Genomic DNA, 17,586 nt, shown 5'->3' with positions numbered 1-17,586 from the left:
CGGGGTCCCGAGGGTATTGACTTGCGACGAATTCGGAGAAGACTGGTCTTATACCAGAACACCGGAAAAGGGTTACACCGTCGACGAAGACGTCCGTCGACCGGAGAGACAATTTTCCAGGATCTGGCTAAGCCCCCGGCAAGCCAGTCGATACCGGAGTTGTCAGCGACGACTGCAATTCATGGTTTCGATGGAGACTACCGGGGACTGTCCTGTGTGGGGGTGGACGGGGACGCGCCCGTCGCGGCCGTACACCTGTCCAGCGGTCCGGCGGCGCACGGAACGCCACTCGCTCAGCGCGCGCGTTCGGACCAGAATGCGCAGTGGTGCCGGAGCCCGAAATCGTCGGTCATGGTGCTGCCGGTGGCCCGCATGATCAGCGCGGGACCGTCGACATCCCGGGCGGCAGATCCGGGCCAGGCCGACCACTCGGTTGAACCGGGACCGTTCGGATCGCCGGTGTGGGCGAAGGTGGTCCACCACCGCTGCATCTGCCCGGCGAAGGCCGCCGACGCACCGGTCCACGGGAGCGGCACACCCATCACGCTGCTGAACAGATAGAGCAGTTCGGCGGAGTGGAAGGCGCCGGGAAGCACCGGATTCGCGTCCAGCGGCGCTTGGTCGAACTCGTACTGCCACAGCGGATGCCCGGTGTCACGGGCGAGACGGCCGGCGGACAGCGCCGGGCAGGCGAACAGGCCGTCGGTGACCACCGCGGATTGCGCCGCTGCCGGTGACGGATAGTGATCGAGCGGATACCGGTCGAGGACGGCGTCGGCGTCGGCGCCGAATGTCTGCCGGACATAGCTCTGGAAACTCGCGGCGTCCGGGATATGACCGCGGGCGAAATCGGATTCCGCGACGATCTGCGCCCCCTCGTTGCTGTTGCTGCCGACGATCATCGGAATCCTGCGGCCGTCTTCGCGCAAGGCGTCCGCCAGGCGCCGGGTGAGGACCACACCGTCGATGCTGGGCAGCCAGGTCGGGGAGGCCGCCTCGTCGGGCGGCACGGTCGATTCGTCGAGCAGTGACGCGGCGGGCAGAGCGCGCAGGCAGGCCAGTCGCGTCGCGGGATCACCGCATCCCACGCGCTCGGCATAGCGCGCCGAGCGGGCGAAGGAGTCGTCGCGAGCGAGGGGTGCCACGGGCGACTGCACGCACGAACCGCTCTGCACGATGGCCTTGTGGAACAGACCGGCGGAGGCGGGCGCGGCGAAGTGCGCACACACGCTGCCGCCGCCTGCCGACTCGCCGAAGATCGTCACATCGGCCGGATCGCCGCCGAAGACATGGGCGTTGTCGCGCACCCAGCGCAAGGCGGCTTGCTGGTCCTGGATGCCGATCGTTCCGGTGGCGCCGCCGGACTCGGCGGCCAGTTCGGGTAGCGACATGAACCCGAGCGGCCCGAGCCGGTAGTTGGGTATCGCCACGACGACATCGCCGTCGGCGACCATGCCGGTGGGGGCGTATTGACTGTTGGCGCCGGTGGTGTAGCCGCCGCCGTGGAAGAACACCATGACCGGCAGGGGACGGCCCGGCATCTGTTCCGGCGTGTAGACGTCGACGGTCAGGCAGTCTTCGGCGGTGGGGAAAGCCGGCGGCGCACCGGGCACGAAGCCGGTCTGCGGGCATGCCGGGCCGTGGCTGCGGGCGGGCCGGACACCCGGCCACGACGGCGCGGGACCGGGCGGGCTGAACCGGGCTTCGCCGCCGGTGGCGGCGGCGAACGGAATCCCGAGGTATTCGATGGTGCCGTCGACGGCGACTCCGGCGATCTCGCCGCCGGTCACGGTCACTTCGGGCGGCGCCGACGCGACGGCGGGCACCGCGGTGACGACCGGCCAGAGTCCGATCACCGCCGCCACGGAGATCACGGATCGCACGAGCGAACAGACCATGGGTGCTCAACTCCTCCGATGCGGCGTGCTCGGCAGTGACGAACTCTCGGGGGCGTGCGTTGGTGATCATAGAGCGAGGCAGCCGACGGACCGTCGGCGACCGGCCGGCCGGCGAGGGCGAGAAGACCGTGCCCGACCAGCCACTTCCGGTGATCCAGCTCGGCCACGAACCGGTGCGGGACGGAAGTGGTGATCGGGCGCGGCGTTCAGACAGCCGCGGGCTCGGCGGACGGCGCGGGCTCCGCTGCCGCCGGGTTCCGCCCCTTTCCCCGCTCCCGGCTCGGCGCGGTCCTGGCGTGTGTGGCGTAGATGACGAGCCCGACGAAGGTGATCCCGCCGACGAGATTGCCCAGCAGCGTGGGTATCTCGTTCCACACCAGATAGTCCCCGAGGGTGAAATCACCGCCGAGCATCAGGCCCGACGGGAACAGGAACATGTTGACCACGGAATGCTCGAAACCGAGGTAGAAGAACACCATGATCGGCATCCACATGGCGATCACCTTGCCCGGCAGGCTGTCCGACATCATCGCACCGACCACCCCGGTCGAGACCATCCAGTTGCACAGCACGCCGCGGACGAACAGTGTCAGCATGCCAGCCGCCCCGTGCTCGGCGTAACCGAGCGTGCGGCCTTCACCCAGGACACCGATCGCCTGGCCCACCGCGTCGGGGTCGACGCTGAAGGCGTAGGTGAAGTAGACGGCCATCAGCACGGCGGTGGTCAACGCGCCCGCGAAGTTGCCGACGAACACCAGGCCCCAATTGCGCAGCATCGCACCGATCGTCACGCCGCGCCGCTTGTCGAGCCAGGCCAGCGGCACCAGCGTGAAAACGCCGGTCAGCAGATCGAATCCGAGCAGATACAGCATGCAGAAGCCGACGGGGAACAGCATGGCCCCGACAAGCGGATTGCCGGTCTTGACGGTGATGGTGACGGCGAACGCCGCGGCGAGCGCGAGGATCGCGCCTGCCATATAGGCGCGGATCAGGGTGTCACGGGTGGACAGGAACACCTTGGACTCGCCCGCGTCGATGACCCTGACCGCCAGATCGGCCGGTTTCACATACGACATGCCCCTCACCCCTCCTGATCCGAGGCCGAATTCCACTGGTACGGCAAAAATTTCCCGTCGATCGTGACCACCACCCTGGCCCCGTCGGGGTGCTCGCGCCGGGTCAGCGACACACTGCAGTTGATGGCGCTCATGATCCCGTCGCCGAATTGCTCGTGGATCAACTCCTTGAAGGCCGGCCCGTAGACGGCCAGCAATTCGTGGAAGCGGTAGATGGTGGGGTCGGTGGACACCGTCGCGTCGGCCGTCCGATACGGCTGACGTTGCAGGGCCCGCACCGTCTCCGCGCTCAGCTCGAGCAGCTCGCCGACCTTCACGGCGTCCGCGCGGCTCATCGGGTGCGCGCCGAGCAGCGCGGCGACCGTCCACACCGGCGGCTTCCCGAGGTGCTCGGCGATCTGTTCCCAGGTGCGCCCGGTGGCGACCCTGCGGTCGTCGACTTCGTTCGCCGCCTTCTCGCGCAGCGATGGGTGATATGCCATGCGTCGTCCTCCTCGTCCGCGACCACGTGGTCGGTTGCTATCGAAACTCATGAAGCGCGAAAGAATTCAGGACATTCGCGCAGGATATCGGTCATTTCGCGCAAGCCGCGACGCCGTTCACACGGCCGAGACGGGTCGGCAACGACCACGACACAGCCGGGTGTGAACCTGTTGATCACCGAGGTGATGACAGTGACCGTTCTCCACGCCCGGGCCGCGCACCCGGATGCCGAAACCGAACTCATGGCAGCCGTGATCGAGGTGGCGCCGACCCCGTTGTGGGTGATCGCGGGCGGCCGCGTCGAACTGGTGAACCAGGCGGCGATATCCCTGCTCGGCTACTCCACCGCCGCCGATCTCGTGGGCAGGTCCAGCCACCGTGCCTTGCACGAACGCCGCCCCGACGGTTCGGCCTATCCCTACGACGCCTGCCCGATCGTCGCCTCCGCCGCCTCGGCGGGCCCGTCCCGCGGCACGGAGTGGTTCACGACGAGCACGGGCACGCCCCTGCCGGTCAACTGGACGACCCGCCGCCTGGAGGTCCGCGACGCCACCCTGCTCGCTTTCGAAGTCGTGTCGGACCGGGCCGGTGAGCCGGGGACCGAATGGCCCCGGCCATCGACCACCTCGGCGAGCTCCCGCGGCGAACGCACCCGGTGTGCGATGCGCGCGGAGTTGCTGCGCCAGATACACGACCACTTCCGCGATCCCGCCTTCTCGGTCTCGGCGCTGGCGAAGCGCAACCACATGTCCGTGCGATCGGTGCAGACGCTGTTCGCCGAGACGGGCCGGGCCCCTGGCGAGGCCATCCGTCGCGCCCGGCTGGAATTCGCCTGCCTGCTCCTGGAACGCGGCGCGTCCGTCCAGTCCGCCTGCTACGAGAGCGGATTCAGCGACCCGGGCACCTTCTCCCGGGCATTCCGCAGACACTACGGCCGCTCCCCCACCCACTTCCGCCGCGCAGCCGTTTCCTCCTGAACCGTCACGCTCGAACCATCGTGATCCGAAGGGCCGGCGCGCACCATCCGCGCAGCTCAGCGCCCGTGCGGAGACCGCCACGGGGAACGGCCCCCGGCCGCGGCCGCCGGATCCGGGCTTACCGTGAGGGAGCCGGGACGAGCACGCCCGGTCTATCCCGCGGCGAAGGTGGACCACACGTGAGCACATCATCGATCGAGACCGGCTCTGCCACCGAGATCTCCACGCGCGTGGTCGATTCCGAAACGCTGCGCCGCTGGCTGGCCGAGGACGGGGAACTCGCCGTCCTGGACATCCGCCCCAGCGAGGTGGTCGGCTATGCCTCGCCGCTGTTCGCCACGAACCTGCCCGCCGAACGCGTCGCGGCCGAGATCGACCGGTTCGTGCCACGCAAGCTCGTGCGGACCGTGCTGGTCGACGGCGGCGACGGGATCGCCGAGACCGTCGCGGAGGCGCTGCGGGCTGCCGGGCGCACGCACGTCTACGTACTGGCCGGCGGCATTCCCGAGTGGACCCGCGACGGCGAAGCGGACCTGCCGACCTTCGACATCCCCGGCCAGGCGTTCTCCCTCGGCATCCGCGACGAGCGCGCGACACCGGCGGTCACCGCGGCCGAACTGAAGGCGCTCCAGGACGAAGGCGCCGACGTCGTCGTCCTCGACACCCGCACCGTCGCGGAGTTCACCGCCGGTCACGTGCCCGGCGCGGTCGCCGTCCCCGGTGCGGAACTGCTGCTGCGCTACGCCGACGTCGTCCCCTCCCCCGACACCCACATCGTCGTGTCCTGCGCCGGGCTGCCCCGCGCCATCATCGGCGCACAGACCCTGATCGACGCGGGCGTGCCGAACAAGGTGTCGTATCTGCACGAGGGCACCAAAGCCTGGATACAGGAGAACCTCGAACTCGAGACCGGCGCCACCGCCCGCTACGGTCCGGTGGACCAGGCCGCCCGTGAACGCGCCGCCCGGCATGTGCGGGCGATCTCCGCGGGTGACGAGTTCGACCGTGTCGATCTGCCGACCGCGCACGCCTGGGCCGCCGATCCCGACCGCACCACCTACCTGCTCGATGTGCGGACACCCGAGGAGTTCGCCCGAGAGCACCTGCCCGGCTCGATCAATGCCGAAGGCGGGCAGTTGCTCGGGGTCTCGTACCGAACCATCGCCGTGCGAGGCGCCCGGGTGGTCCTGATCGACGATCTCACCGCCGCCCGCGCCTCGGTCGTCGCGCACTGGCTGCAGCGCCGCGGCTTCGACATCGCCCTGCTTCTCCACGATTTCACCGCACAGATCTGACCATCCGGCCGAGGGCGAACGGTCCACCGCCGAATCCCGCTTGCGACCGAACGGGCGATCGGGATGGTGGCGGATGCCGATCTCGGCCAATCTGCCGCAGGCCGAAACACGAGCGCAAGTGTTGTGAAACATCGGCTCTCTACGCTCGCTCTGTCCAGAAGTCGTGCGTCGACCCGCCGGGGGCGAATCTCGCAGCGGGGCAGCATTGTTCAGGGAGCAGCGAGATGGTCACCACACCCGATGAGGCCGGTTCCGGGATCGACGACGAATACCTCGGCAAGAGAACATTGCGCACCGGAACGGCCGGCTGGGTGCTGCTGGCCGGGCTCGGCGTCAGCTACGTCATCAGCGGCGACTACTCCGGCTGGAACTTCGGCCTGGGCGAGGGCGGCTTCGGCGGGCTGCTGATCGCCACGGTCGTGATCGCCGCCATGTACGGCGCGATGGTGCTGAGCATGGCGGAGATGTCGGCCGCGCTGCCGACGGCCGGTGGTGGCTACACCTTCGCGCGCCGGGCGCTGGGTCCGTGGGGCGGGTTCGCCACCGGGACGGCGGTGCTGATCGAATACTCGATCGCGCCTGCCGCGATCGCGACGTTCATCGGCGCCTACGTCGAATCCCTCGGGCTGTTCGGCATCGTCGACGGGTGGTGGGTCTATCTCGCCGTCTACGCGATCTTCGTCGGCATCCACCTGGCCGGGGTCGGTGAGGCGCTCAAAGCCATGTTCGTGATCACGGCGATCGCCCTGGTGGGTCTGGTGGTCTTCGCGATCGCGAGCATCGGCGACTTCTCCTTCTCGAACCTGACCGACATCGCCCCCGATCCGGAGGCCGCGGGCGCGAGCGAGTTCCTGCCGTTCGGCTACCTCGGGATCTGGTCGGCGATCCCGTTCGCCATCTGGTTCTTCCTCGCCGTCGAGGGCGTCCCGCTCGCCGCGGAGGAAGCACGCGATCCGGCCCGCAACGTCCCGCGCGGCATCATCGCGGCGATGACCGTCCTCGTGGTGACCGGCGCGGTGGTGCTGTTCCTCGTCCCGGGCGCCGGCGGCGCGGCGGCCATGCAGGCATCCGGCAATCCGCTCGTCGAAGCGCTCGGCACGGGGGCCGCGGCGACGATCGTGAACTACATCGGCCTCGCCGGCCTCATCGCCAGCTTCTTCTCGATCATCTTCGCCTACTCGCGGCAGTTGTTCGCGCTCTCGCGCGCGGGCTACCTGCCGCGCGGCATCTCGATCACCAACTCGCGCAAAGCGCCCGCCCCGGCGCTGATCGTTCCCGGCGTCATCGGCTTCGCCCTGTCGATCTTCGGCGACGGTGCGACGCTGCTCAACATGGCCGTGTTCGGCGCGGCGCTGAGCTACGTGCTCATGATGGTCAGCCACATCGTGTTGCGGATCCGGGAGCCGGGCATGGAACGGCCGTACCGGACCCCCGGCGGCCTGTTCACCGCGGGCTTCGCCTTGGTGATCGCCGTCCTGTCGGTGATCGCGACCTTCCTGGTCGATTCCACCGCGGCGTTCGGCTGCCTGGTCGTGTTCCTGCTGTTCATGCTGTATTTTGCTCTCTACAGCCGGACTCGGCTGGTCGCCAGTTCCCCCGACGAGGAATTCGCCGCGCTGGCCGCCGCGGAGGACGAACTTCGATGACCTACCAGCACACCGCCCGGGGCCACACGTACCGATTCGGCACGCTCACCGAAGTGCTGGCCAAGGCGACGCCACTGCGATCCGGCGATCAGCTCGCCGGATGCGCGGCGGATTCGGACGCGGAGCGGGCCGCGGCCGCGCACGTGCTGGCCGACCTCCCGCTGCGAGTGTTCCTCGACGAGATGATCGTGCCCTACGAGTCCGACGAAGTGACCCGGCTGATCATCGACACCCACGACCGCGAGGCCTTCGCGCCGATCGGGCATCTCACGGTCGGCGAGTTCAGGGACTGGCTGTTGCGGGCCGTGAGCGAGCCGGGCGCAGGCGCGCGGATCACGGCCGTCTCGCCCGGTCTCACACCCGAAATGGTCGCGGCGGTCAGCAAGCTCATGCGGAACCAGGATCTCATCGCCGTCAGCCGTGTCCTGTCGATCGAGACCGCGTTCCGCACCACCATCGGCCTGCCGGGCAGGCTGGCCACGCGCCTGCAGCCCAACCATCCGACCGACGATCCGCGCGGCATCGCCGCGGGCATTCTCGACGGCTTGCTGCTGGGCGCGGGTGACGCGGTGGTCGGCATCAATCCCGCCACCGACTCCCCCCACGCCACCGCGGAACTGCTGACCATGCTCGACGACATCCGGCTGCGCTTCGACATCCCGATGCAGTCCTGCGTGCTGTCGCACGTGACCACCACCCTCGAACTGATCGAACGTGACGCTCCCGTCGACCTGATCTTCCAGTCGATCGCGGGCACCGAAGGGGCCAACACCTCGTTCGGCATCACGCTCTCGCTGCTCGCGGAGGCAGCCGAGGCCGGGCGCTCGCTCGGTCGGGGCACCGTCGGGGACAACGTCATGTACTTCGAGACCGGACAGGGCTCGGCGCTGTCGGCGGGTGCGCACCTCGGGGTCGGCGGTGCGCCGGTCGACCAGCAGACGCTGGAAGCCCGCGCCTACGGTGTGGCCCGTGCCTACGACCCGCTGCTGGTGAACACCGTGGTCGGCTTCATCGGACCGGAGTATCTGTTCGACGGCAAGCAGATAACCCGCGCCGGACTCGAGGACCTGTTCTGCGGCAAGCTTCTCGGCCTGCCGATGGGTGTCGACGTCTGCTACACCAATCACGCCGAAGCCGATCAGAACGACATGGACGTGCTGCTCAGCCTGCTGGCGCTCGCGGGGACCGCCTTCGTGATCACGGTCCCCGGCGCCGACGACGTGATGCTCGGATACCAGAGCCTGTCGTTCAACGACGCGCTCTATGCCCGCACTGTGCTCGGGCTGCGCGCCGCTCCCGAATTCGAGCAATGGATGCAGCGCATCGGCCTGGCCGACGATGCGGGCCGCGTGCGCCCGATGGACCTGGCGCATTCACCGCTGCGAAGCCTGACCGCATGAGTGGCGGCCACCGCGATCCGGCGGAGCACAGCTCCGACCCCTGGTCGCGCATCCGAGGCGTGACCCAGGCGCGTATCGGTCTGCAGCGCAGCGGATACGCGCTCTCCACCCGCGAGGTGCTCGACTTCCAGGCGGCGCACGCGGCGGCGCGCGATGCCGTCCATTCGCCACTGCCGGTCGAGGACATCCGATCCGGGCTCGAGCGCCTCGGACTCGGGCCGGGCCACCACGTCACCAGTCGCGCCGCCGACCGCGCCGAATACCTGCGCCGCCCCGACCTCGGCCGGGTGCCGTCCTCGCTCGACGGCATCGAGCATCACGGTGGGGACATCGGGATTCTGATCGCGGACGGACTGTCCGCGACGGCGGTGACCGAGCACGCGATCCCGTTGGTCGAGGCACTGTTGAAAGCCGACGACGGCGCGCTCACCATCGCCCCGCCCGTCGTGGCCACCCAGGCCAGGGTCGCCCTCGGCGACCACGTGGGCGCCGCTCTCGGTGTCGAGACGATGCTGACCGTCATCGGCGAACGCCCCGGCCTGTCCGTCGCGAACAGCCTCAGCATCTACCTGACCTACCATCCCACCCCGGGACGGCTGGACTCCGAACGCAACTGCATCTCCAATATCCATCCGCCGGAGGGGCAGAGCTACGAAGCCGCCGTTCGCATCGCGTTCACCCTGATCCGCGGCGCCAGGGCGCTCGGCGCATCGGGTGTCGCCCTGAAGGACAACTCCTCCCACCCGGAACTGACCTGACGGAGCCGACCCGGCCGAGCCGACTTGGCAAGGGCCCTTTCCGTTTCCTTCACGCACCGCCGGGTAGACGGCGCGCAGGAGGTGAGAAGCCGATGGTTCAGCACATACAGAACCGGGCGGAATCCGGGGAGCGCTCCACATGGGCAAGAACACGGTGACGAAGGCTGCGCCACCGCTGCCGACCGAAGCGCAGCAAGACGTCCGTGCGGATCCGGCCGCCCTACGAGAAGGAACCCGACGATGACCGACAATCGCTCCGAGTTTCCGCAGACGCCGGACGAGATCCGCGAGGACCGGGACCAGACCCGGCAGGAACTCGAACAGACCGTCGCGGATGTGACCGACAAGCTCGACGTCCCGGCCCGCGCCGAGGCCGAGTTCCACGACACCGCGCAGCCCGCGAAGCGGCGCACCGTCGAAGCCGGGCACGATGCCCTCGACGCGGTCGCCCACGCCGAAGCCCTGGCGAGCCAACTGGTTACGAACGCCGAGCCCTCGATCTCGGAACCGCTGGACGATATCGGCAAGCAGGCCGGGGAATCAATACGCAGGCGCCGCGTGCCCATCGCCGTCCTCGGCGCGGCGTCCGCGGCGGTGATCAGCTGGGCGATCCTGCGACGGAGGCGGGTATGAAGACGTTGTACAAGCCGCTCGGCATCGTGCTGGGCGTTCTCGGCGGGGTCGCGGCCAACGCGGTGTTCACCCGGGTGTGGCGCGGGGTGAGCGGGCACGACGACGTTCCTCGCGCTACCGCCGCGGATTACAGCTGGAAAGAAGTCCTCGCCGCAGCTGCCCTGCAGGGCGCGGTCTTCGGCCTGATCAAGGCAGCTGTCGATCGGGCGGGAGCGGCCGGCTACGAGCAGCTGACCGGGACTTGGCCCGACAAGTAGGTTTCCGCCTGGGCACCCGCGCTACGTGCCGCTGTCGAGGTTGTCCAGCAATTCGACAGCGGCACGCGCGTATTCGCCGATCCAGCGATCGTAGATGCGCTTGATCGGCAACGGCGCCAGCGAGAGATGGCGTTCGCGGCCGATCTTGCGGCCGGTGACCAGCTCGGCCTGCTCCAGCACGCGCAGGTGCTGGAGCACGGTCGTGCGGTCGAGTTCGGGAAGCCGGGCACACAGCTCACCGGTGGTCAGCGAACCCGCCTTCAGCACATCGAGCATGCGGCGACGGGTGGGCGAGGCCAGCGCCTTGAACACGCGATCGTCGTCGGATCCCTTGACGCCCCGCTCAGACATGTTGTAAAAATATCACATGAATTCCCGGCAGAACGAACTCACCGAGATCGGCTTCACTGTCTCCGGCCGCGTCTCGCGTCCGTGCGCCGAGGTGTACGAGGCCGTCGCCGATCCCGAGCAGCTGTCGAAGTACTTCACCACCGGCGGCGCCCGCGGTCGGCTGGAACCCGACACCGAGGTCACCTGGGATTTCCACGACTTCCCCGGAGCGTTCCCGGTTCGGGTCGTCGAAGCCGACAAGCCGCGCCGCATCGTCATCGAATGGGACGGGCAGGCGACAACCAATGGCCGTGGCACCACCACGACGACCTTCGAGTTCGAGCCCATCGACGGCGACACCCGCACGCTGGTGACCATCACCGAGTCGTCGTGGCTGCCTACCCCCGACGGCGCGAAGCAGGCTTTCGGCAACTGTCAGGGCTGGACCGGCATGCTCGCCGCCCTGAAAGTGTGGGTGGAGCACGGCATCAACCTGCGGGAAGGCTTCTACGCCTAGCGCCGCCCGGCGCGAAGAGCTCAGTCCGCGTACGGATCGTCGAGTGCGATGTACTGCGTGGCGGTGTATTCGGACAGCCCTTCGGCCCCGCCCTCCCGGCCCAGGCCCGACTGCTTCACACCACCGAAGGGTGCGGCCGCGTTGGAGATGGCGGGAGTGTTGAACCCGACCATGCCGAACTCGATACCGTCGGCGATCCGGATCATCCGGTTGAAGTCGGAGGTGTAGACGTAGGACGCGAGGCCGTATTCGGTCGCGCCCGCCAGCGCGATCGCCTCGGCGTCGTCGGCGAACACCGAGATCGGGGCGACGGGTCCGAAGATCTCGTTGTGCAGGATGGCCGAATCGCGCGGCACGTCGGCGAGGACGGTCGGCGCGTAGAAGTAGCCGTCGCGGTCGATCGGGGATCCGCCGGTGAGAACGGACGCGCCGTCGCGCCGCGCCGCGGTCACCAACTCGTGCACCGAGTTCCGCGCCTTCTCCTCGATCAGTGGTCCCACGGTGCTTGCCGCCTCGGTGCCGCGCCCCGGCCGCAAGGCCGCCATCGCGCGGGCGAATCCGGAGGTGAAGGCCTCGGCGACCGACTCGTGGACGAGGAACCGGTTCGCCGCGGTGCAGGCTTCACCCATATTGCGCATCTTCGCCGAGACCGCGCCCGCGACCGCCCGGTCGATGTCGGCGTCCTCGAACACGAGGAAGGGGGCGTTGCCGCCGAGTTCCATCGACGTGCGCAGGACGTTGTTCGAGGCCTGGGCGATCAGGAGCTTGCCGACCCTGGTCGAGCCGGTGAAGGAGATCTTGCGGGTGCGGGGGTCGTCGATGATCGCGCCGCACACCCCGGCCGCGTCGGTCGTCGAGACGACGTTCAGGACGCCGGGGGGCAGGCCCGCGTCGATCATCGTCTGGGCGAGCAACTGTGAGGTCAGCGGCGTCAGCTCGGCGGGCTTGAGGATGACGGTGCAACCCGCGGCCAGCGCCGGGCCGATCTTGCGGGTCGCCATGGCCAGCGGGAAGTTCCACGGGGTGATCAGCAGGCACGGGCCGACCGGTTTGCGGCGGACGAGGATACGGTTGTGGCCTTCGGGCGCGGGGAGATAGCGGCCGTAATCGCGCACGGCTTCCTCGGAGAACCACCGCAGGAACTCCGCGCCGTAGACGACTTCACCGCGGGCCTCGGCCAGCGGCTTGCCCATCTCCAGCGTGATGAGCAGGGCGAAGTCCTCCGCGCGGGCGATGATCAGTTCGTATGCGCGGCGCAGGATTTCAGCGCGCTGCCGGGGGGCCGTGCGCTCCCACGCGCCCGCGGCCCGATCGGCGGCGTCGAGAGCCGCCAGCGCGTCGACGGCCGTAGCACAGGCCAACGTCGACAGCACCGTTCCGGTGGCCGGGTCCTCGACATCGAAGGTGCCGCCGGCCGAAGCCCGACGCCACTCGCCGTCGATGAGCAGTCCGGTGGGGACACTCGAGACGAGTGCGGCCTCGTGGTCGGGCGTGATGGACATGCGGTTGTCTCCCATACGTGCAGGACGAGCGCGAGCGGTGCGCTCAGTAGCTCGCTTCGATTCGAGGCTCGGCCGACTCCGGCCGAATGTAGGTGGCGGCCAGGGCTTCACTGCCGCGGGCGAGCAGCGCGACATCGGCACCGACCAGAATGAAGTCGACCCCGGCCGCGAGGTAGCGACGCGCGGTGGCTTCGGCGAAAGCGTTGACGCCGACCGGCTTTCCCGCGGATCGGACGGCGGCGATGGTCCGCTCGACGGCCGCGACGACCTCGGGATGCTCCTGCTGACCGAGCAGTCCCATGGAGGCAGCCAGATCCGAGGGACCGATGAAGACCGCGTCCACACCGTCGACCGCGGCGATCTTCTCGGCGTTCTCGACCGCGTCGACCGACTCGATCTGAACGATCACTGTGACGAAATCGGAAGCACGAGTCAGGTACTCGGGGACACGGTTCCACAGCGAGGCGCGCGCGAGTGCCGAGCCCACTCCCCTGACCCCCCTGGGCGGGTAGTGCGCGGCGGCGACGGCGGCCTCGGCATCGGCGGCGGTGTCGACCATCGGCACCAACAGGGTGCGCACACCGAGGTCCAGGTACTGCTTGATCAGGACCGTGTCGTTGGCGGGCGGGCGCACGACCGGGACGGCGGCATGCCCGCCGACGGCCTGCAGCTGGGCGAGGATTCCCTCGAGCCCGTTCGGCGAGTGCTCGGCGTCGATGAGCAACCAGTCGAGCCCGGCGCCCGCGCACAGTTCCGCGATCAGGGGACTGCCGGAGCACACCCACATGCCCGCCAGCGGCCGGTTCGCCGCTGCCAGCGACTGCTTGAAGGTCATCGGATCGTCTACTCGAAGTGGCATGTGATCGTGCCCAGCTTTCCGTAATCGGCGTAGATGGTGTCTCCCCGATCCACCCACAGCGGCCGGGTGAAGGAGCCGGCGAGGATCGTCTCGCCCGCCTTCAGATGGTCGCCGTGGGCGGCGATCTTGTTGGCGAGCCAGTAGACGCCCGCCGCGGGATGGTTCAGCACGCCCGCCGCGACGCCCGTCTCGACCACCGTCGCGTTCTGGTAGAGGATGGCGGCGACCCAGCGCAGATCCACGTCACGGGGCCGGACCGGGTTGCCGCCCAGCACCATCGCGCCCATCGCCGCGTTGTCGCTGATGGTGTCCACGATGGTGCGGCCCTGCATCTCGACGCGGGAGTCGAGCACCTCCAGCGCCGGAACCACGTATTCCGTGGCATCGAGTACCTCGATGAGCGTGGCGTTCGGGCCCTCGATGTCCTTGCCCAGCACGAAGGCGAGCTCCGCTTCGATGCGCGGCGGTGTGTAGCGATCGAACGGGATGGTGCACCCGTTCTCGAGGATCATGTCCTCGAAGATGATCCCGTAGTCGGGCTCGGAGATCCCGGTCGCGCTCTGCATCGCCTTCGAGGTCAGCCCGATCTTGCGGCCGGCCAGACGTCGCCCGTCCTGCTCGCAGCGGGTGCGCCACAGGCTCTGGACGCTGTAGGCGTCCTCGACGGTCATGCCGGGATAGCGGGCGGTCAGCAGCTGGACAGGCGCCCTGTCCCGGCCGGCCGCGACCAGTTCATCGGCGATCCGGCTGATCACGGAGGGTTCGAGCATGTGTGGGTTCGCGCTTCCTGTTCGCTGGGGCCGTCACCGAATGGCGACCGGTGGGGTCCACCGGGGCGCACCGATGCGCAGACATCGGGTCCGCGAGGGCGTGTACCGGGCCGTTTGACAACTTGTGACAGCCCTCACTACGTTCTAGCAAAGCCGTACGGAATGTGCAAAACAAGTACGGTATCCGTACACAATCTGTGGCTATCAGGAGTGACAACGATGTCGAATGCGCGTGAGGGGGCTGGGTTCCTCTCCCGGAGGCTCGCTGGACGAGCAGCGAGGATCATCGGGCTGCTCGCGTTCACGTGGCTTTTCGTCTGGCCGCTGGCAATGCTGCTCTACGGCGCATTCCGGTCGTCGCCGCTCAGCAAGAAGAGCTCGTGGACGCTTTCCGGTTTCGAAAGGCTTTTCAGCGACCCGAAGACCTACTCCGCGCTGACCAGCACACTGATCTATTCGGTGACGATCACGATCTTCGCGATGGCGGTGGCGATCTTCTTCGCGACCGTCAGCACCCGACTGGATGTGCCGTTCCGCCGGTGGGTCACCCCGGTGATGGTGGTGCTCGTCGCGATGCCCACCGTGCTGTATTCGCTCGCCTGGGCCATGCTGGGCGCGGGCAAAGCCGGAATGATCAACAAGGCGCTGCATTCGATCGGCCTGGACAGCTGGGCCGACGCTTTCACCACACGGAGCTGGTTCGGCCTGATCCTGGTGACGGTATTGAAGGCCGCCGCCCTCGCCTATCTGATTCTCGTCGGTGCATTCCGCAACCAGAATTCCAGCTTCCAGGAGGCGGCCCGGATCAGTGGCGCGTCCAAAGCGCGCGCGTTCTTCGGGATCGAGCTGCCCGCCTTGATGCCCGCGCTGCTGGCCGCGAGCCTGTTCGTCTTCGTCAAGGGCCTGGAAGCGTTCGAGACTCCCGCGGTGCTCGGCCAGCCCGCAGGCATCGAGGTGTACTCCACGCACATCTACAACTACCTGCGCGGCGGCTACGACGCCGACTACCCGGCCGCCTCCGCCGCCTCACTGGTGATCGTGCTGGTCCTGGCCGCTCTGGTCGTCGGACAGCTGAAGCTCACCGGCGGCGGCCGCAGCTACACGACGGTGGGCGCCAAGGCGGCGGCCATGCAGTTGCGCAAGCCGGGCCGTGGCCGCTACCTGCTCGTCGCGGCGATGTGGGCCTACTTCGTCATCGCGCTGATCCTGCCGATCTTCCAGGTGATCCTGAGCGCCTTCCAGCCCTATCTGGGCGCATCGGAGCTGTCGATGGCCAATATCGAGCAGCTGCTGGACAACCACTCGGTCATACAGGCGATCAAGACCACGGTCATCGTCTCGGGCATCGGCGGACTGCTGACCGTGCTGCTCTCGCTGGTGGTCAGCTTCGCCTTCGTCCGGATGAAGGGCGGCGTGGGCCGCTACATCCAGATCGCCTCCTGGGCGCCCGCGGCCATGCCCGGCCTGGTGCTCGGCCTGGCCTTCCTCTGGTCGGTGCTCACCACCCCCGGCGGCAAGTCGATCTACGGCACCGTGTGGGTGCTGATCCTCGGCCTCGCGGTGGCGACCGTCCCGCTGGCGACCCGCACGCTGGAAGGCGCGCTCGCCCAGATCGGCCCCGAACTCGAGGACGCCGCCCGGATCAGCGGTGACAACTTCCTGCGGGCGGTGACGACCGTGACCGTGCGCCTGATGACGCCGAGTCTGGTGGCCGCCTGGTTCCTCGTCGCGATCACGATGTCCGGGATTCTGGACGTTCCCATTCTTCTCGGCAGTACCAAGACCGAGATGATCGCGACGGTCAGCTTCAACTACTACAGCAGCGGCGAAACCGTCATGGCCTCCGCGCTGTACGTGATCTTCAGTGTCGTCCTCGCTGCGCTCGCACTGGTCGCACTCGTCGTAGTAATGGCCTTCCGCGCAGTTCTGAAAGCGCTGTCGGCTCGGGATCGCGGGCCGGTGGGCTCGGAATCCGCGGAATTGGAAGGAGTGGCCGCGTGAGCGGTATCTCGATCAAGGGACTGCAGAAGTCCTTCGGGCAGAAAGTGGTCCTCGACCACGTCGACCTCCAGGTGGAGGAGGGTGAATTCGTCTGCCTGCTCGGCCCATCGGGTTGCGGTAAGAGCACACTCCTGCGCTCGATCGCCGGGCTGGAGAGCCCGGACGGCGGTTCGATCCATTTCGGCGACAGACCCGTTTTCGACGCGGCGGCCAGGACAGAGGTCCCGCCGGAGCGGCGCGGGCTCGGCATGGTCTTCCAGAATTTCGCCCTCTGGCCGCACAAATCCGTCTTCGACAATGTCGCCTATCCGCTGAAGCGGATGAAGACCCCCCGGACCGAGATCCAGGACCGGGTGCGCGACGCGCTGACGATGGTCGACCTGTGGGAGCACCGGGACGCCTTCCCCGGCACGCTCTCCGGTGGTCAGCAGCAGCGTGTCTCCCTCGCGCGCGCCGTCGTCGCGCGGCCGGGCCTGCTGCTGCTCGACGAGCCGCTGTCGAGCCTGGACACCAATCTGCGCGCCCAGATGCGCCGCGAGATCCGCCGGATCCAGCAGCATCTCGGCGCGACGGCGGTCTATGTCACCCACGACAAGGAGGACGCGGGCGGTCTCGCGGACCGGGTGCTCGTGCTGCAGGACGGACGGATCGTCCAGCAGGGCGCGCCGCGTGAGGTCTTCGTCAGTCCGAAGACCGCCTTCGTCGCCGAGTTCGTCGGCTTCGACAACTTCTTCACCGCTCGTGTCCTGGAAACCGGCAGCGATTCGGCCCTGGTGGAATTCGGTGCGGGCCAGCGCATCCGGGCGGCGTTCCGCTCGCCGGTGGCCGAGGGCGATGTGGTGACGATCGCCGTCAGGTCTCGGCTGATCCGCGTCGAAGCATCGAACGGAGCAGTCCGCGCCGAGAACGCGATCTCGGGCACCGTGCTGTCCAAGTCGCACCTCGGCGACGACGTCGAGGTGGTCGTCGGCGACGGAACCGTGGAAGTGGTCGCACGGATCCGGCCCGGCTACGCACGTGACCTCGTGGTCGGGCAGGCGGCGACCGCCTGCCCGCCCGAGGGAACCGTGGTGATCGTCGAGGGCACCCGCAAGGGCGGCCAGGGCCGCGCACTCGTGGCCGCCCCCACCAAGGAATTGGCGTCGGCTCAGCGCTGACGCACGTCATATCTCTAGAGAAAGTCT

Annotated in this window: 17 protein-coding genes; 10 read left to right on the top strand and 7 right to left on the bottom strand. The window is 68.4% G+C overall.

Translation table 11 applies throughout. The annotated features are described in order from the left end of the window. Positions 1–293: 293 nt before the first annotated feature. From ON26_RS05775 to cynS, 3 genes are all read right to left on the bottom strand, one after another. A complete protein-coding gene (locus tag ON26_RS05775; RefSeq protein WP_040794933.1) occupies positions 294–1,898 on the bottom strand; it encodes a carboxylesterase/lipase family protein in 1,605 nt (534 codons plus the stop codon). Positions 1,899–2,104: 206 nt separating this feature from the next. Continuing rightward, positions 2,105–2,974, bottom strand: coding sequence for a formate/nitrite transporter family protein (locus ON26_RS05770; RefSeq protein ID WP_040794932.1), 870 nt, complete (start codon positions 2,972–2,974; stop codon positions 2,105–2,107). Positions 2,975–2,979: 5 nt separating this feature from the next. Next, positions 2,980–3,456: a cyanase gene (gene cynS, locus ON26_RS05765; protein WP_040794931.1), complete on the bottom strand. Its 477-nt coding sequence runs from the start codon at positions 3,454–3,456 to the stop codon at positions 2,980–2,982. A gap of 192 nt (positions 3,457–3,648) precedes the next feature. On the opposite strand from cynS, the gene ON26_RS05760 reads away from it, so the two are divergent. The 7 genes from ON26_RS05760 to ON26_RS05730 all read left to right on the top strand — a co-directional run bounded on the left by ON26_RS05760 (position 3,649) and on the right by ON26_RS05730 (position 10,423). Beyond that, positions 3,649–4,434: a helix-turn-helix domain-containing protein gene (locus ON26_RS05760; protein WP_169333683.1), complete on the top strand. Its 786-nt coding sequence runs from the start codon at positions 3,649–3,651 to the stop codon at positions 4,432–4,434. Positions 4,435–4,613: 179 nt separating this feature from the next. Beyond that, the gene (locus ON26_RS05755) at positions 4,614–5,729 is read left to right on the top strand and encodes a rhodanese-like domain-containing protein (RefSeq protein WP_218000546.1); all 1,116 of its coding nucleotides are present in this window, start codon (positions 4,614–4,616) and stop codon (positions 5,727–5,729) included. A gap of 224 nt (positions 5,730–5,953) precedes the next feature. Beyond that, on the top strand, positions 5,954–7,375 hold the full coding sequence (gene eat, locus ON26_RS05750; RefSeq protein ID WP_040794930.1) for an ethanolamine permease: 1,422 nt from the start codon (positions 5,954–5,956) through the stop codon (positions 7,373–7,375). Further along, entirely contained in the window at positions 7,372–8,775 is a 1,404-nt protein-coding gene (locus ON26_RS05745) for an ethanolamine ammonia-lyase subunit EutB (protein WP_040794929.1), read from the top strand. Before eat ends, ON26_RS05745 begins: the two co-directional genes overlap by 4 nt. Further along, a complete protein-coding gene (gene eutC, locus ON26_RS05740) occupies positions 8,772–9,533 on the top strand; it encodes an ethanolamine ammonia-lyase subunit EutC (protein WP_040794928.1) in 762 nt (253 codons plus the stop codon). The genes ON26_RS05745 and eutC overlap by 4 nt, the downstream gene beginning before the upstream one ends. A gap of 240 nt (positions 9,534–9,773) precedes the next feature. Then, a complete protein-coding gene (locus tag ON26_RS05735) occupies positions 9,774–10,166 on the top strand; it encodes a DUF3618 domain-containing protein (RefSeq protein WP_040794927.1) in 393 nt (130 codons plus the stop codon). Beyond that, positions 10,163–10,423 (top strand): DUF4235 domain-containing protein, encoded by a 261-nt coding sequence (locus tag ON26_RS05730; protein ID WP_040794926.1) that lies wholly within the window; start codon positions 10,163–10,165, stop codon positions 10,421–10,423. The genes ON26_RS05735 and ON26_RS05730 overlap by 4 nt, the downstream gene beginning before the upstream one ends. A gap of 21 nt (positions 10,424–10,444) precedes the next feature. On the opposite strand, the gene ON26_RS05725 is transcribed toward ON26_RS05730, so the two are convergent. Further along, positions 10,445–10,774, bottom strand: coding sequence for an ArsR/SmtB family transcription factor (locus ON26_RS05725; RefSeq protein WP_040794925.1), 330 nt, complete (start codon positions 10,772–10,774; stop codon positions 10,445–10,447). Positions 10,775–10,790: 16 nt separating this feature from the next. Between ON26_RS05725 and ON26_RS05720 the strand changes: the two genes are divergently transcribed. Then, a complete protein-coding gene (locus ON26_RS05720; RefSeq protein ID WP_040794924.1) occupies positions 10,791–11,270 on the top strand; it encodes an SRPBCC domain-containing protein in 480 nt (159 codons plus the stop codon). Between the two features lie 20 nt (positions 11,271–11,290). Here the strand turns inward: ON26_RS05720 and ON26_RS05715 are convergent, their stop codons facing one another. The 3 genes from ON26_RS05715 to hpaH are packed head-to-tail and all read right to left on the bottom strand — an operon-like array spanning position 11,291 to position 14,401. Then, entirely contained in the window at positions 11,291–12,772 is a 1,482-nt protein-coding gene (locus ON26_RS05715; RefSeq protein WP_040795007.1) for an NAD-dependent succinate-semialdehyde dehydrogenase, read from the bottom strand. Between the two features lie 43 nt (positions 12,773–12,815). Beyond that, entirely contained in the window at positions 12,816–13,631 is an 816-nt protein-coding gene (locus ON26_RS05710) for an HpcH/HpaI aldolase family protein (RefSeq protein WP_174375370.1), read from the bottom strand. Further along, positions 13,616–14,401 carry a 2-oxo-hept-4-ene-1,7-dioate hydratase gene (hpaH, locus tag ON26_RS05705; protein WP_040794923.1) on the bottom strand — a complete coding sequence of 262 codons (786 nt, stop codon included), beginning with the start codon at positions 14,399–14,401 and terminating at the stop codon, positions 13,616–13,618. Before hpaH ends, ON26_RS05710 begins: the two co-directional genes overlap by 16 nt. Positions 14,402–14,620: 219 nt before the next feature. Here hpaH and ON26_RS05700 point away from each other — a divergent pair, with 219 nt between their 5' ends. Then, the gene (locus ON26_RS05700; protein WP_169333682.1) at positions 14,621–16,402 is read left to right on the top strand and encodes an ABC transporter permease; all 1,782 of its coding nucleotides are present in this window, start codon (positions 14,621–14,623) and stop codon (positions 16,400–16,402) included. Further along, positions 16,399–17,559, top strand: coding sequence for an ABC transporter ATP-binding protein (locus ON26_RS05695; RefSeq protein WP_051026729.1), 1,161 nt, complete (start codon positions 16,399–16,401; stop codon positions 17,557–17,559). Before ON26_RS05700 ends, ON26_RS05695 begins: the two co-directional genes overlap by 4 nt. Positions 17,560–17,586 lie beyond the last annotated feature (27 nt).

Origin of the sequence: Nocardia higoensis NBRC 100133 (assembly GCF_000308595.1) — a bacterium.
Classification (GTDB): Bacteria; Actinomycetota; Actinomycetes; order Mycobacteriales; family Mycobacteriaceae; genus Nocardia; species Nocardia higoensis.
Note: the sequence above shows the minus strand (reverse complement) of the source record. Positions and strands in the feature narration are given on the sequence as shown.